Origin of the sequence: Frateuria sp. GZRe14 (genome assembly GCF_051900395.1) — a bacterium.
Classification (GTDB): Bacteria; Pseudomonadota; Gammaproteobacteria; order Xanthomonadales; family Rhodanobacteraceae; genus Frateuria_A; species Frateuria_A edaphi.
This window is the reverse complement of record NZ_JBHZGJ010000001.1, coordinates 2,098,947-2,114,501: the sequence shown is the minus strand read 5'-3', so window position 1 is coordinate 2,114,501 and position 15,555 is coordinate 2,098,947. Positions and strand designations below refer to the sequence as shown.

The window sequence follows — 15,555 nt, the reverse complement described above, 5'->3', positions numbered from 1 at the left end:
CGCAACTGCATAGGCTTGCTCGCGCAAAGCGATCTAGAGGGAGCGATCAGCCTCGCCGTTGCGTGACGCGGTAGGGTCGGGTGCGCAGATCACGTAGGCCAACCGGTACAGCGCGCGCCAACCGGGCGATGAACAGCCCGAGACACGGCTCCGCGGCGAGCGAACGCGAGGCCCCAGCGCCGAATCCTCACGTTCGGCTTACCGATGTGATAGAAACAGGCACTAGGGGGCGCGACATGGTTGTGATTGATAGGACGGCGGTTCGGGGGCCGGCTGCGGTACTCGACAGGATGTTGCAGGCGCGGGGTCTACCAGCTGGGCCCGACGGAAGAGCGCTTTACCGATACGAATGCGATCCCGCCGACCTGGCGGCCTTGGAAGCATTCTTGGCTGACGCTCTCTATCCACTTGAGCAGAGAATGCGACTCGTTCCCTTGGTGGCGGCAGAGCGTTTCCGGCGCTCCTACCGTGAAGGTCCTTGGTCCTGGGATCACTGCGGGCCCGCCATTGTGGCGCTTCGTCGGGCAGGGGGATTGCGCTTTGGTCCTCTGCTGTTTCAAGCCCTGAATTTTTGGAAGCTACAAGTGATCAGGGGCGACGGTATGCGTCGCCAGTTCCTGGAGACCCTCGTTGTCAATGGCGGGTTTCCAGTGGCCTTTGTCGAGGGCCAGAGCGCACTGCGCGCGCTACTGAAGCGGCTGATTGCGGAGCATGTTCGTAATGGTGAAGCGGCGGCGCAACACCGAGCCGCCCTCGAGATTCCCGTGTCTCGGCTGCCACGGGGCTACCGCCAATCGCAAGATTTCGAGCGCTTGTGCGTCGAGTTGACTGGGCAGCTTTCACTGCTGGCAAGGGGCCATGACCCTAGTTTCGAACCGCTTTCGGAGTATTTGGAAGGAGTCCCTGGCTGGGAAAGTCGATTGCCGCTGCGACTGGATTCGCACGAAGCAAAACAGCTCGTCGAGGAGTTGCTGCTTACCGCTCGGGAGGCACGCAACACCGGGACGCTGGACAGCGCGGTTTGCATTCGCAAGCTGCACTTCGAAGCTGGAATGTGGCGTGCCATGACCTTCTTAGCGCCCTTGCCCGACTCCCTCGAGCTTCCGGGTAGCGAGGTTCCCGCGGTACTCAGACTGGGCGTGACGGCTGACGGCGTAGCGGTACGACAGCTGGCCTCTCTATCCCGGCAGCCTAGCGGCAGGTATGCCGTTCGGCCCCGGCCGGTGGACTCACAGCTACGAATTCCTGCGCCGTTCGATAGTCCAAACATCGCAATTGGACTCGCTGCCACGGGGGCGGGTTACCTAAGCACGTTGCCCGTGCGGGACGGTGATGCGCTCGATCACGAAATGCCCTGGGTATTCGTCAGGCGTGACGCACCTATTCCTGGCATGCCGAGCGAGGATTGGCGTTTTCTTGCGCAGGGTGATGCCCGCGCCCGAGACGAAAGCGTGCTGCTGTGCATTCCAGAGGGATCCAGCGTCGAGGGTGATGCCGTGGACCGAGGGTTCATTGGACTCCATTCGGGACGCCGGCAGCTGGTAGAGGTGGCGGGACGCACTGAAGTGCGGTGCGGCGGTGAGTCTTTTGTCATCCGAACCGGCGACACTGCCGACACGGTTGCTATCGATCTGCGGGGCGCACTGCTGTCGTTGCGCTCGCCTGACGCTCCAGCGGTGTTCGCCGGTGCACCAACTGCGCAACTACGGGAGGCTGATCCGGGGACCGTTGTTGAATGGAGATCAAGCCATGGCAGTCAGTGGTCCCCGACGCTTCGGGACGCGATAGGGCTAGTGGTGTATCGGGCGCGCGTCGGCGAGAAGGTGGTGGCTCGTCGGAAAGCGCTCGTCTTGCCCGCGCAGTTTGAGTTGCGTCTTCAGCCGGGCAACGAGTTTCGTCTGACTCTGGCGCCGGGCTGGTTTGCCGCAGGCAAGCCGCCCAGCCCACGACAGGCCCCAGACCTAACTGGCCAGTGGTATGTGGCGGCTGAGGCCAACCCAGGCCAGCCCGCCAAGGCTACCGTCATGGTGCGACCACCGAAGAACGCCCCGGCTTCGGTGGCGACCATAGAGCTGCGCTCGCACGCACGAACTTCCGGCTTTCGTGAATTGGTCACGGGATCAGTGGCACCGCCGAGGGCAGCCCTTGACGAAATCGGCCGCTACGAGGCGTTCATCGCCCGCCATGCGGGTCGGCTGGTGCATGTTAGCTGGGGCGGTAACCGCACTATGCCGGTAGCGTGCGAACTGGAACACGCCGACGGGTTTAGCTTGCCCTTGTCGTGGATATCGGACGATCTTCGTGACCTTCAAACGAGCCGTGAGCTCATGGACGAGTCGCTCCGCTTGGAATTGTTCGACCGGGGCAGTACAAGCGTGTTGGAGATTGCGCCGGCTCGATTACGGCGCCAAGGCGACCGCATAACAGTGCTGGGGGTGCGCGCGGTCGACAAGCTTGAGCTCGTGGTCCGTCACTTCTCTTCAGATGCCTTGGCGGTTCTTTCGCGTGATCCAGATCTGCCTGGGGACTGGCAATTGCCCGGCGTCTTTGAGCCAGGATGGGCGCTGGTCTCGGCCAACTTGCCCTCGATCCGGCCCATGGCTGTGTTGTTTGGCGAAGAGCCAGGCAAACCGGAGGAGCATTCGCTCGCTTCCATTCTCCAGGTCGATCAATCTGTTGACGAGCGCATCCGCATGCTTCGCGAGCGCCTGCTCGCAGTCGCCGAAGAGCCGCTCAAGCCGGCCAATGACGTCGATCTTGCTTTTCTCAACAGCTGGCTGCGGCGCTTTCGCGATGTGCCAGGGCCATACTTGGACATCGTGAAAGCGCTGGTCGATGCGCCCGAGGCCATGGTCCGGTTGATCGCTTACTCTGGTGCCGGCTCCTCTGATGCGCTGGTACAGCGGGCGGACGAATCTGCGTTGTGGTGGCATCTGGTGCCGGTTCGTACGTGGCAGGGGCTGTCAACCTGGTGGGCGAAGGCCATGCTGGGAGTGAACAACAGCCACGCGGTGGACCCAGCAGTGTTCGACAGTGTGGTCACCGCCTGCACGGAAAGCCTCCACCTCTCCGATGCCGATCGTGGCGCATTTGCAAGCGTGCTGCAGAACGCTGTTGTTAGCCAACGTCTCACGCAGCCCCAAAGGGTCGCGCTAGGTGCGCAGGCCGCATCGCGCTACGCCCACGAATTCGAACAGTGGAACCAATGCCTCGCCACAGCGGAAGACGGGGGCGCGCGGTTGTCTCCGCTCAGTGCCCTGGCTGAGCAGGCCAGCGTTGTGCAGCGCTTGCTTCCCGCTGCATTGCCAAGGGCATGCGACCCAGATCGCCTGCCTTATCTCATTGCGCCGGTTGTATGCGCCCTTGCTCCCGATGCCGGCGCGGTTGGTCCCGATTTGCGCCGGGAACTCGTGCTCGCCCGTCGCTTTGACCGGGGCCTCTTCGACTCGTTGTTCGCCCTCTCTCGAATCCAGCTCGCCTGCGCATGAAAACCAACAACTACTTGAAGGTCGCCCCTTTGCTGGAGGCGCTCCCGGCCCGTGTGGCTGACGCCGCGGTGAGCATGCTGCGTCCCGCCAACGATTCCCTACGCGCGCTAATGCATAGGGTGTTCTCTGCGCCCGCAGGAAGCGCCCCAGGCATCACCGCTGACCCTGCCTTTGAAGCGATGTTCGGGTGGGAGCAGGCTCCGGTCACGCTTGGGCAGCTGGCGCAAGAAGGTCTACTTGACGCTCGATTCATAGATGCGATCGGTGATCCGGCGCCCCGCTATGCGGCTGAATACGCGTTTCCGGCGACGCGCCAGCCTTTTGCCCACCAGTTGGCGGCGTGGCGTGCTGCGCTCGAGGAGCGCAAGAGCGTCCTGGTCTCAAGTGGTACCGGCTCGGGCAAGACCGAAGCGTTCTTGTTTCCCATCCTTAGCGATTTGTCGCGCAGTCTCGATGATCACCCGGGTGCTGGGGTGCGCGCCCTCTTTATTTATCCGCTCAATGCGCTCATCCGTAGCCAGCGGGAGCGCTTGGCCGCATGGACTGAGCCGTATGGTGGTCGCATCCGTTTTTGTCTGTACAACGGACGGCTAGAGGATGAGTTGCCACAGCGGATCCGCGCGAATTACTCGGCGGCTGAGGTGCCTGATCGCAAAGAGCTACGCCGCAACCCGCCGCAGCTGCTGATCACCAACACGACGATGCTGGAATACATGCTCGTTCGCCACGAGGACGCCCCGATACTCAATGCGTCGCACGGCAAATTGCGCTGGATTGTGATCGATGAAGCTCACTCGTACATGGGCACACAGGCGGCGGAACTGGCACTACAGCTGCGGCGAACGATGCAGGGATTTGGTGTCAAACCGGATCAAGTCCAAATCATCGCTACGTCGGCAACCATTGGGGATGACTCGCCAGCTTCGGACGAGGCATTGCGTCGCTTCCTGGCTGACTTGTCGGGTACCTCGATCGAGCGCGTGTCGGTGGTTAGGGGGCGTCGCCAGATCCCGACATTGAGCGACAGCCGCCATGGTGGCCAGGAACCATCCCTCGATGAGCTGGAAGCCGAGCAGGACGGGGCCAGGCTCTTCGAGCGGCTCGCGGGTTGTCGGCGTGCCCTTGAATTGCGTGCCGTTCTTGGAAGTCGACCACGTAGCCTGTCAGAGATCGCATCACGGCTGGGCGTTGGTTTGGCGGATGCCGCACGGTGGGTGGATGTGGCCAGCTCCGGTGTCGCCGGCGAAGGCATGTTACCGGAGGGGCAGGATGCGCGATTCTTGCCGCTGCGTGCCCACGTCATGCAGCAAACCGTCGAGGGTGCTTGGGCCTGCCTCAATCGCGACTGCCCTGGCCGGGCGGAGCAAGAACTGGACGAGCGCTGGGCTTTCGGCCCGGTCTTCTTCAAGGAACACCGTGCCTGCATGCACTGCGAATCGGTCGTGTTGCCGTTACGCCTGTGCGTGCACTGTGGCGCCGAGTCGTTGGACGCAACGGCGGTCGCGCGCGACGGTCGCATGTATCTGGCGGGCGATGCGTCACGTGAGGACGAGTTTCTTTGTGACATGGATGGAGGCGATCCCGTCGAGGACAGCAACGACGCCGAACTGGAGACTACGTCGACACCAGCAGTGCAAACCGCTTACGTAGTGTTGCCTCAGCCTTCTGAGCTTGGGGGAGACGTCCTGGAGTCAATGCAGATCGACTGCCGGACCGGCGAGGCATACGGGGATAACTGGCAGACCGAGCTGACGGTTGGTGAGCGCACTCACCTTACAATCTGCCCGGCTTGCGGAGGCGACTGGCGCTCGACGCGCGCGCGCCGCGAGGTTCGCGTGCCCGGGCCGTTCACCCTAGGGACCGTTATTCCGGAGCTGTTGCGTGCGGCACCTCCGGACCCCGATGTAGGCGACGGTCCGGAGGTGCTAATGCAAGGTCGCCGGCTACTGGCGTTTACCGACAGCCGCCAGGGCACGGCACGGGGCGCGGTTCGGTTATACGACCGTTCTTTGCGTGAGTTCATCCGCTCAGCCGTTCCACACATGCTTGCGGAAGCCCGTCTGGACGCGGGGGCGTCTGTGGATCGGGACTACTTGGAGATGGCCAGGGTTGGTTTCGCGCAGCAGATGGCCACAGCCACCGACGAGCCGCAGCGGCGCGTAGTAGCAGAGAAACTGGCCGCTTTTGAGGCGAAGTTCGCCCCCAAGAGCGGCTGTATGACCTGGAAGGAGATGACTGCGCGTCTTGCCGGACGAGTCGAGCTCGAGCACATTGCGCGCTATTTCGGGGAGGTTGCCAGGCTCTTCGGCCACCCTCGCGAGGCTGCCGACCAATTGTTGCTCCGCGAGCTTTACCGCCGCCCCAAGCGCATGAATTCGCTTGAGACGCTAGGCGTGGCAGAGTTGCGTTACGACGGTCTCACAGCGCTGCGCGCGCCGCAAAGCTGGCGTGGCCTCGGGGGCTCGGATGAGACCTGGCGAGATCTCCTCACGATCATCTTGGACATGCTCGTTCGTGAGAACGCTGCTGTCGACATCAGCGATGACAGCGCGCGCTGGATCGGCGCGCCCTTGATGGCCAAGCGCCTCTACAGACACCGCGAGGAGGTTCCCCGACCTCGCTCTGGAGAATGGGGACCGCGCATGCGCCCCCTTTTTTGGCCCGCCCCGTTGCGAGCCGGACGTTTGCCCCGCCATCGCCTGCATCGCCTGGTCATAGCGGCATATCAGCTCGATCCGCTCGATCCGGACGTGCTGGCTTTGCTCAACGCTGTGTTTGACGATGCCATTGGCCAGCTTGCCCGTGGCGTGCGACCACTGCTTCACGCGGATGGCAATGGTTACTTCCTTCGGCTCCAAGACCACAAGATTGCCGAACCCGATCGACTCTGGTTGTGTCCGGTCACCAATCGCTTGTTGTCCACGACACTGAACCAGGTCACCCCCTACCTGCCAGATATGGGGGGCGAGCATTCGCGGTCCCGAGCTGTCGCCTTGCCGAAAATCCCAATCGCGCATTGGCGAGAGGGGCATCAGGTCTGGCCGATGGAGCGCCGGAAAGCGTGGCTTAGTGCGCAGCCTGAAGTGGAGGCCCTTCGTCGCGCGGGTGTCTGGAACGATGCCCTGGACCTCGCGTATCTGGGTGCGGACTTCTTCGCTGTGCGAGAGCACTCGGCTCAGATTACGAGCGCAACTCTGGACCGGCTCACCGAGGCGTTTAAGGCGGGCGAGCTCAATGTACTCAGCTGCTCCACGACGATGGAAATGGGCGTGGACATCGGCGGTCTATCTGTGGTCGCGATGACCAATCCACCGCCGCTTGCTGCGAACTACTTGCAGCGGGCCGGCCGCGCCGGCCGCCGAGGCGAGACACGTGCTCTCGCCTACACGCTTTGTCGGCCGGAGCCGCGCGCACAGGCGCTTTTTGACCAACCAGGCGCTTATCTCTCACAAGTAACTCGCGTCCCCCGGGTAAGCCTGGAAAGTGCTCTGATCGTGCAGCGGCATGTGAACGCCTGGTTGCTTGGTCACTTTCTCAACCTCAAGGGAACCCCGCGCGGGGACAAGCTGTCCGCCGGGCTCTTCTTCGGTGCGCTTGAAAATGGGTCGCGGGCAAACTCGCCAGAGGACAAGGAGGCATCTCCAGCGATGCGCTTGGCGGACCGACTGCGTACGCATCCGTTGGCGGGAAATGAAGAGGAAGTCCTGGCGACGCTCGTAAAGGGTAGCCCGCTTGCAGGCCGTGCCGCGGAAGACTTGGCCTACGCTTGCGGCCAGGCCCTATGCGCCGTACTAGACGCGTGGTGGGCTGAATACGTACCGCTGCTTGAGGAGATGGAGGAGGCGACCGGCCGGGCGCGCCAGGCAATTGGCCTTAGGCTGGAATACCTGCGTGATCAACCGTTGCTCTCGTTGCTCGCGACGAAAGGTTTCCTGCCCACGCGAGGTTTCCCTACTCACGTACGCGAACTCGTTTTGCCTGACGCCCAACATCGTGAGGGGGAGGGGGATAGTAAGCGCGACAGCAGCCTGAGTCGGCCCATGGCAATCGCATTGCGCGAATACCAACCCGGGGTCGACATCGTCGTCAATGGCGCCAAATATCGCGTTGGCGGGGTGACGCTCAACTGGAAGCGCCCTGCCTCCGAGGACGACGGGCGCTCACTACAAAACTTCCGCTGGTTTGCGCGATGCAACCGCTGCGGTACCGTCTCAGAAGAAAGCCACCGGCCGATCGCGTGCCGCGGTTGTGGCGAGGATGGCGCCGCTCTCCAGCGTACTGAGTACTTGGAGCCAGCTGGCTTCGCGGTAGGCATCGAGTGCAAGCCCAGTGACGAAGTCTCGCTTCCGGCATACCGGCCGCTTGAGCCGCCTGCGTTTGCCGTGCCGGCGACCTGGGCTGAGCTCCCGGGCGGTGTTGGGCGAGTCCGCGCTGCTGCCGAGAGCGAGGTCTTCTACGTCGCCCGCGGCGAACACTACACCGGGTTCGACGTGTGCCTACAGTGCGGGCGTTCAGAATCGGCGCACGCGGATCCCACGAGCGTCGCGCTCCCTGCGAGGCACTTGCGCCTGCGGCGTGGCGGATGGTGCGAGTCGGAGGATAGGCCCTGGTCAATCAAGCGCGTCGGTGCCCTCGGCACGCGCGAGCTCAGTGACGTGCTTGAGCTCCAGTTGGTCGACGTGGCCGGGCTGCCCCTGGCGGATGAGTCCACTGCAGTGTCATTTGCGCTCCTGCTGCGCAACGCCGCCGCCGAGCATCTGAGTATCGAGCCGGATGAGTTGGGCTTTGCGGCCCAGCGGGCGTTGCATGGCTGCCACCTGGGCTATTCAGTCGTGTTATTCGATCGAGCCTCCGGTGGGGCAGGGTACGCCACCAAAGCCCTGGATGACATCGCGCAGTTGGTGCGCCGCGTGGCAGAGCTCGCACGGTGTGCAAAGGGCTGTGAACGCGCCTGTACCCACTGCATGCTCTCGCACGATGCGAAGGACGTTGGCGAGAAACTTGACCGCCACAAGGTCATCCGGCTGTTGGCTCCTGACTTGCTAAATCGCTTCGCCCTTCCTGCGGAACAGCAAGTTTTCGGGGCCTCAAGCGTCGTCGAGACGGCGCCGGTTGGCCTCTCAATCGGGCGGGCGCTTATGTCTGGCGGCGGAACGCTGCGCGTATTCGTGCGTGCGGACCAAGGTTGGGATGCTGGCGTATGGCCATTGCGTCAGGTCCTTCTGCAGAATGCCGCCGACGTCGTAGCCCCGGCAGCGGTGTATATCGTGCTCATGACGTCGCTGGACTCGATGGATCCTGCCGCACGCGATGACTTGAACGCGTGGTTGGCGGCGGACCTCGTAGACGCGGTGGAAGTGACTGAGCCTCGCTCAGACTTGGTTTTCCCGTTGGCGGAGTACGTTGGCGGTGATGGTTTAACGCGCGCCTGGGCGATTGTCGGGCCGGACGCCTCATCACTCCGACCAGGCTTAAACTGGGGCACTGGTGGGGTCGTGGTTCGGGGAAGCGTGGCATTCGATAGCCTGTACGCAACGGTCGATCCTGCACAGTTGCAACGCTCGCCACGTGGCGGAAACGCCGGTCACGTGACAGTCGGCGCACATGGACCGATCCCAGCACGTCGATTTGGCGAGTGGCTGGCCAGCGAGCTGGAAAAAGCGTTGCCGGGTGTGCGCGAGAGATTGGAGCAGCGTCCGCAGCGGATCGAATACTCCGACCGCTATTTCCGTAGTTTCGATTCCCCCGCAGTCTTGGCCGCATTCGTCCAGATGCTCGCCCCTCCTGGGGACGCACCCGTACCAGTCTGTATCCGGACTGCCGAACTCGAACGCTGTGACCATAAAGGAAGCGGCCGAGATTTCGCTGACGAGCGAGCGCGGGAACGCGCAATCAAGGAGGCGTTCAAGGCGAGGCCTGACTTCGCTATCGAAAGCACGGTTCGAAGCAAGCCGCAGGTCGAGCACGCACGTCTGCTCAAAGCTTGCTACAGGGACGGTAGCACGCTAACTCTCCACTTAGACCAGGGCGTAGATTACTGGGCCTGCGACCCGCCGCTGGGCCTGGAGGGGCGAATCCGGCCGAGATACCCTAGGCAGAAAACGAAGGTCACCGCGTGGGTCGAATAGCTGCGCCGAGTTGTCGCGGCACTCTAAAAAAAAAGAGCGACAAAATTGAAGGGCGTGGGGGGCCTGAGCCCCCCTCGCTTTATGCTTCCGTTGCCTCTGGGCATTATTTGCGTGTGAGTTCTTCCCTGGCCTGTACAAAGCAATACCACAGCTTGCTAGCGCCAACTGCTTTGAATGCTGCACGCCCTCTAGGTTGCCGCATTACGCACCACCTTCGCGTGCAAGCATTCGCGTAGATTGCCTGTCGGTGCCTGGAAAGTGCCCTCGGCAACACCGATGGACAGAAACTCCTCCACCACCGCTGACCCATCCTCTTCAAGTTCTTCGAAGGCACCATTGGCGAAGCCGCGGTGCGCCGCCTGATCCAACGCCACCTGATCGAAACCCGCCTCATGGCGGCGCGCGGCAGCCTGCTGCGCATCCGCAATGGCCTGTTCCAGCGACAGCCCTGCACGCGGTACCAAATCGACATAGTAGATCGGTGCTCCGAAGCTCATGGCCGTGGACTTGCCCCGCAGCTTGAGTTCCAGCGGCAGGCAGGCGAGGTTCCCACCGGACGCCGCGTGGAGGTACTCCAGTCGGGCCGCGAGCGTGCGAATGGTGTTGTAGGAGGTGGTACGAAGCACGAAACCGCCGAGCTCATCGCCCTCACCATCGCTCACCAGCGCATGCAGGCGGGCGTACGCCTTGCAATCACCCTGCGCGAAGCCGCAGGCATCCGCTCCGGGGCAGGGCAGTTGCTCGATCGCGTCCTTTCCCCGTCGCCGGCACGTCTCTCCGTTGCCCACGCAAATCGGCCGGCCCTTGGTACGGTCGAAGAGCGAGTAGTTTGCGCGCAGGTTGAGCGCCGGGTCGTTGAACAGCATCCGCACGGGAATCGACCGCAACTTTCCCCCGGCGGCCTTGCGCAGATCTTCGTCCAGCGGATGAAGCACCCAGCCATCGCGGGTCTGCACTTGGGTGGTGAGGGTGAACTGGTCGTCCTTTTCGGGCAGCCGCTTGCCGTTGCGTTCGACCACGCGGCCGATGGAAATGCGCCCGATGACGGGCGGGGTGATAGCCAAGCCCTTGAGCATGATTGTTTTCCTCGTGGGTTTCGGAAATCAAATACCTGCTGCGCGAGGGGAGGGCGCGACCGCCGCATTCCGGTGTTTCGAGAGGCTCGGCGTCGGCCTTCCGATCGGTGCAGCCTGCCTGCAGGTTTGTAGGTAGCAGAAACGCCAAGAGCCCGGCATGCCGGGCTCTTGGTTTGACTAGCGCTGGAGACAGTCTGGTGGCTGCCGGCCCTTCAGAAGCCTGGGGCGTGCTTTCTTTCCTTGCACCAGCTGTTCCACTCGTCAAGCTGATCCTGCGTGACCACGGCATCTTCGCCCACTTCTTTGCGGTAGGCATCGGTCCAATGACCGACGCATTGGTCTGCATCATTACTGGATGGCTCGCTCATGGCGGCGTCCAGGTCGGCAAGGGTCTTGTAAGCGGGCGCCGTATTTTCGGCCTGCGCATAGTTGGTGGCCATGTGGTTGCCAATCAGCAAGCAGATCCCGCCCAGCACCCAGGCTCCCACCATCAGGAACCACCACTGCCACAACTGGCGCTTGGTGGGGGTGATCTTCTTCTTGCGCAGCCGGATCCGGTTGGCAATACCGAAACCGAAAAAGAACCAGCCAACGATCGTCAGGATCTTGCTCAGCCCGGTGAAAAATTCAGCCATCGTCATTCTCCATGTCACAACAGAGTCGTCCCATGTGCGCAAGCGTCATGGGTTGGTGCCTAGAGGGGCATCAGGAAGGAAGGGGAGCGGATGCGCAGGCCGCGCATCGCGAGGCAGCAGTCAGGTGAGCAGCGTGAGGACGAAGCAGGCCATCCAGACGATGAAGTAGCCGAGGCTCTGATTCAGGGCCTTGGCACGCTTGTACAGGTACACCGGCACAAGCCAGGCCAGGGCCTTGAATTTCCCGGTGTCATAGCCGGCACGATTGAGCCTGCCTTCATCGAAATACGAGAGACCGACGTTCAGCGCGAGCGTGATGAACCAGTACTTCGAGTCGCTCATGGCGGCATCCGCCGCGCTGTCGCTGCTATTGACGGCGTAGGCGAAGGCGCTTTCGAGAACGTAGCCGATGAGCGGGGCGAAGGCGAGCGTCCACACTACGCCGTTGCCAATGTGCTTGCCCGTGATCGGGGGCGGTGCCACGCGCTCCAGATGGCTTCGCAGCTCGCTGTCCTCGGCCTTCAGCCACTCGGGAAACCCGGCCTTCCAGATCAGCGTGCCGTAGGTGACGATGCCCTGTTTGATCAAAGCGAGCATGCCTTCTTCGGAAACTGGCCCCTTGCGTTGTCCATCCGTTTCGTAGAACCAGCTCACCGTTTCGGTGGTTGATGCGTCCATCTGCACTCCTTTGGCGCGAGGTGTTCGAGAGGTTGAGAGGCGTTAGGTGCCGGACACACGGTGAGAGGAGCCAAGGCGTAGCCATAGCCATCGGCACAAGATGGAAGAGTCAGCGGCAGACAATCGGCTGCAACGGCAACATGCCGTTCATGTATGCGACGCAAGGCGTGCCCCCTGGCTGCTTCAGGCCGCGTGAGGCCTGCTTCGTCGTGCGATATATACTGTTGCGGTATAGTCTGTCGCACGATGCAAGCTTGCGCAATGCTGGGGCCGCCAGACCAAGCCCTGCCGCCCCTTGTCCAAGCCCATCGGATCCATCTTTGCGACACGTCTGAAGGCCGCGCGCGAAATGCGTGGTCTATCCCAGCGCGCGCTTGGAGGCCTTGTGTCCGAGAGCAAGAGCAACGGAAGCGTCCGAATCAACCGCTACGAGCAGGGCGTCAATCGCGCGGACATGGACACAGCGGCGGCGCTTGCCGAGGCACTGGACGTGCCGCTGGCCTATCTGTTTGCCGAGAAAGACGACCAGGCCGAGTTGCTGCTCGCCTTCGCCAAGCTATCAAATGCGGATCGCGCCAAGCTGGTTGCACTGGCCAAGCAGATGGGCGAAAAGCGCGACAGCAAGGGCGCGAAAGCTCCTTGAGGAATATGCCGGAGCGTACTCGCATCCTGATCACCCCGAAGCCTGGCGCCTATAGCGCGCCCACTGAGCCGCGACCAGGTCGTTCATGCTTTATGAGGCGTCAGGACAAACCGTCGTGTGCCGGGTCGGGTGACCACATATTGCGCGGCAATTCCCGGGTGCTCGGCGGCGAGCCTTTTGAGATCGACGGTGGCTCCATCCTTAGCGCGCTTGAACGTCACCTCGCCGCTGGCAAAACGCGCCTTGCTGGCGTCGCCCATTGCTTCCTGGATCGTCTGCTTGAGCTGCTCGGCACGCCCTTCCGTTGCGTTGAGCTCGCCCTTGAGCTCCACCAAAGATTCGAAGACTGTATTTAGTGCGGGATCCCCGGTGAAGTCCAGGCTGGTGTCGTTGCCTGGGTACAGTTGACGCAGGGCCTGGGCGGCCGAGGCACTCCCATCTGCCGGTGGTGGCGTGTCGGATTCCACGTGCTCCCAGAACCGCGTCTCCAGGATGATCAGGCGGGCGATAAGATCGTTGTCCCGCTCGATCCGGTGAATGGTCAGCTGCTGCCCGCACAGCAATACCGCCACGTCCGCCGCCTGCTTGCCGGTGACGGCCAGCTGATGCTGAACTTGCAGCTGCACGTAGTCAGGCACTCCGTCCTTCCACAGCCGCGCCCCGAATTCGCCGGCGGTCTTGCATTCCAGAATCTGCACGTCCGGATTGCCTACGATTTCCCGGTCCAGGTTCGCGAGCATGAAGGGGAATGTGGGGTGCTGCAGGACCGCATTGACCCTGCGCACCTTGCGCTGGGTCTTGGCCTGGTAAGCCGCGGCCACATAGGGCTCCAGAAGGGTGCCCCAATAGCGGGGATCGTCCATGGCCTGGGCACTGGCCTCTTCAGGTGGGCTGCGCCCGGTCTTGTCCATCCACAGCGCCAGCGGACTCTTGTAAGGATTGAGGCCCACGGCCGCCGCGGCGTCGGAGCTACCGATGCCGCCACGACGCACCTCCAGCCACTGACGTCGATCAAGGGTGCGCGTGTCGACCAGCCGTAATGCTGCTTGCTTCTTCATGTGATCTCCCAAAAAGAAACGCCCGGCCTCATGGTCGGGCGCTATGTCGATTGCCTCGTCGGATGCCGCTGGTCGGCGCACTCGCTCTACATCAAGCCGCGGGTCGCCATTGAAACTGCTTGCTGGGCGGTGACCACGAAGTGATCCAACACCCGCACATCGACCAGGGACAACGCCTCCCGCAGCCGAAACGTCAGCGACCGGTCGGCGGTCGACGGCTCTGCTTGCCCGCTGGGGTGGTTGTGGGCCAGCAAGACGGCCGCCGCGTTCAAAGCGAGGGCGCGCTGCACGACGACCCGGGGATGTACCTCTGTGGCCTGGATGGAACCGGAGAACAGGCGTTCGGCCGAAATCAGCCGGTGCTGGTTGTCGAGGAACGCGACCTCGAAGTGCTCGCGCATCTCACTACCCAACCGTAGGCGAAAGAAGTGCCCGCAGGTTTGCGGATCGCTCAACAGCTCACCGGAGGTTGCGGCCCGGCCCTCGAGGATGCGCAAGGCCCGCTCGATGGCCCAGTCCTCGCTGGCACGGGATGGCCGGCGTGTTGCCGACCCCGCCGGCTCCCCGGGCCGTTGTGTGGAGAGCGCACGCATCAGGCCACCAGCTTCATCAGTTCATCCCACGCCCGCTGTTTGATCTGGGCGCCCTGGCCGAACCAGGCGGCATCCCGGCGGTGATCGTCCGTACGGGCTCGCCGGTGGTGGTCGACGAACTCGGTCACGCTGTTGAGCAGGCCCCAGGCCGTTCCGCGGCTGGAAGCCATCTGGGCACCCCGGCCACCGCCTTCGTACAACGCCCGCACCGCAGTGACGGCCTGCTCGTTCACGACGGCAGTTCGCCCGTCCTGTCCCGGATAGGTCAACGCTCGGCGTAGCAGGCCCTCGGCCCAGTCTGGGTCAACCGGCTTGTCGACCAGCGCTTTCATCCGGGCGACGAAGCCGTCCCAGGACGACACCGTGATGCCGAGCTGGCGTTTCACCGCATCGGCATCGAAATGGCTGCGGTGTGGCACCTTGATGACCCCCTGGCCCTTGCCCAGCGCGATCTGCAACGTGTTGTTGCAGACCACACGGACGCTGGTGAACTGCGCCGTGGTGGCCAGCGTGCCATCGCAGGCCGTGGCCAGCAGCAGGTATCCTTCCACCTTGTCCTTGCCGCGCAACGTCACGTTGTGGCCCGTGCGGGCCAGCGCCCAGAACTTGCGACCTTCGCGCAGCACGCCGGCGGTCTCCAGCTCGAACCCGCCAACCTCGGTCAGGTCGCGGTAGAACTCCAGGATCTCGCCCGGCTGGACGACCTGGAAGCGCTTGGAGACCACCGCCAGCGGCGCCTTGGTATCCGAGCGGTACAGCACCCTGTGGCTCGGAAAGGACTGGATGACGCCCAGCCCCTGGTTCCCCACCACGTAGCGCACGTCGGCGTCCTCGATGGACCAATTCATGCCGGCGCGCGCCCTCCAGACCTCGATGGGCTGGCCGGCTTCGAGCCGGGTGCCCAGGCCGTGCCAGGGTTTCTCGCCTCGATAGGCGATCGATTCGACCAGATGCATGTGCAATTCCTCGTTCAGGCGGCAGAAACGCCGAAGGCCCGGTTTCCCGGGCCTTCGGCGAGTCCTGGCGGTTCGGTGGACGGGTCAGGGAACCTTGGTGAGGTTCCCTGAGCAGCGGACGAAGCCCAGCAGCAGCGCGGCGGTGACCACCAGGACGCAGGTCAGCGGGTTGGGTTTTTCGGCAAGCATGAAACATCTCCGTTGAAAGCAGGCATCAAAGCGGACGCCGCTCACGCGATGCTGAGAATCTACCCAGCTCCGGAAGGTGATATAGGCTTCAAAAAAGTTTCATTTACGAAG

At 63.0% G+C, this 15,555-nt stretch carries 9 protein-coding genes; 3 read left to right on the top strand and 6 right to left on the bottom strand.

What is annotated here, in order from left to right; translation table 11 throughout:
• The first annotated feature begins 128 nt into the window (after positions 1-128).
• Positions 129-3,488, top strand: coding sequence for an STY4851/ECs_5259 family protein (locus ACFWZ1_RS09670; RefSeq protein WP_439666263.1), 3,360 nt, complete (start codon positions 129-131; stop codon positions 3,486-3,488).
• A complete protein-coding gene (locus ACFWZ1_RS09665; protein WP_439666262.1) occupies positions 3,485-9,616 on the top strand; it encodes a DEAD/DEAH box helicase in 6,132 nt (2,043 codons plus the stop codon). Before ACFWZ1_RS09670 ends, ACFWZ1_RS09665 begins: the two co-directional genes overlap by 4 nt.
• A 188-nt stretch (positions 9,617-9,804) precedes the next feature.
• Here ACFWZ1_RS09665 and ACFWZ1_RS09660 read toward each other — a convergent pair whose 3' ends face one another.
• The 3 genes from ACFWZ1_RS09660 to ACFWZ1_RS09650 all read right to left on the bottom strand — a co-directional run bounded on the left by ACFWZ1_RS09660 (position 9,805) and on the right by ACFWZ1_RS09650 (position 12,005).
• A complete protein-coding gene (locus ACFWZ1_RS09660; RefSeq protein WP_439666261.1) occupies positions 9,805-10,692 on the bottom strand; it encodes a recombination directionality factor in 888 nt (295 codons plus the stop codon).
• A gap of 212 nt (positions 10,693-10,904) precedes the next feature.
• Complete coding sequence (locus ACFWZ1_RS09655) at positions 10,905-11,327, bottom strand: hypothetical protein (RefSeq protein WP_439666260.1); 423 nt, start codon at positions 11,325-11,327, stop codon at positions 10,905-10,907.
• 120 nt (positions 11,328-11,447) lie between these two features.
• Complete coding sequence (locus ACFWZ1_RS09650) at positions 11,448-12,005, bottom strand: DUF4339 domain-containing protein (RefSeq protein ID WP_439666259.1); 558 nt, start codon at positions 12,003-12,005, stop codon at positions 11,448-11,450.
• A gap of 295 nt (positions 12,006-12,300) precedes the next feature.
• Here ACFWZ1_RS09650 and ACFWZ1_RS09645 point away from each other — a divergent pair, with 295 nt between their 5' ends.
• Positions 12,301-12,648 carry a helix-turn-helix domain-containing protein gene (locus tag ACFWZ1_RS09645; RefSeq protein ID WP_439666258.1) on the top strand — a complete coding sequence of 116 codons (348 nt, stop codon included), beginning with the start codon at positions 12,301-12,303 and terminating at the stop codon, positions 12,646-12,648.
• A gap of 83 nt (positions 12,649-12,731) precedes the next feature.
• Here the strand turns inward: ACFWZ1_RS09645 and ACFWZ1_RS09640 are convergent, their stop codons facing one another.
• The 3 genes from ACFWZ1_RS09640 to ACFWZ1_RS09630 form a co-directional block, all read right to left on the bottom strand.
• Complete coding sequence (locus tag ACFWZ1_RS09640; protein ID WP_439666257.1) at positions 12,732-13,706, bottom strand: YqaJ viral recombinase family protein; 975 nt, start codon at positions 13,704-13,706, stop codon at positions 12,732-12,734.
• 86 nt (positions 13,707-13,792) lie between these two features.
• On the bottom strand, positions 13,793-14,203 hold the full coding sequence (locus ACFWZ1_RS09635) for a JAB domain-containing protein (RefSeq protein WP_439666256.1): 411 nt from the start codon (positions 14,201-14,203) through the stop codon (positions 13,793-13,795).
• Positions 14,204-14,298: 95 nt separating this feature from the next.
• Entirely contained in the window at positions 14,299-15,255 is a 957-nt protein-coding gene (locus ACFWZ1_RS09630) for a DUF932 domain-containing protein (RefSeq protein WP_439666255.1), read from the bottom strand.
• Positions 15,256-15,555 lie beyond the last annotated feature (300 nt).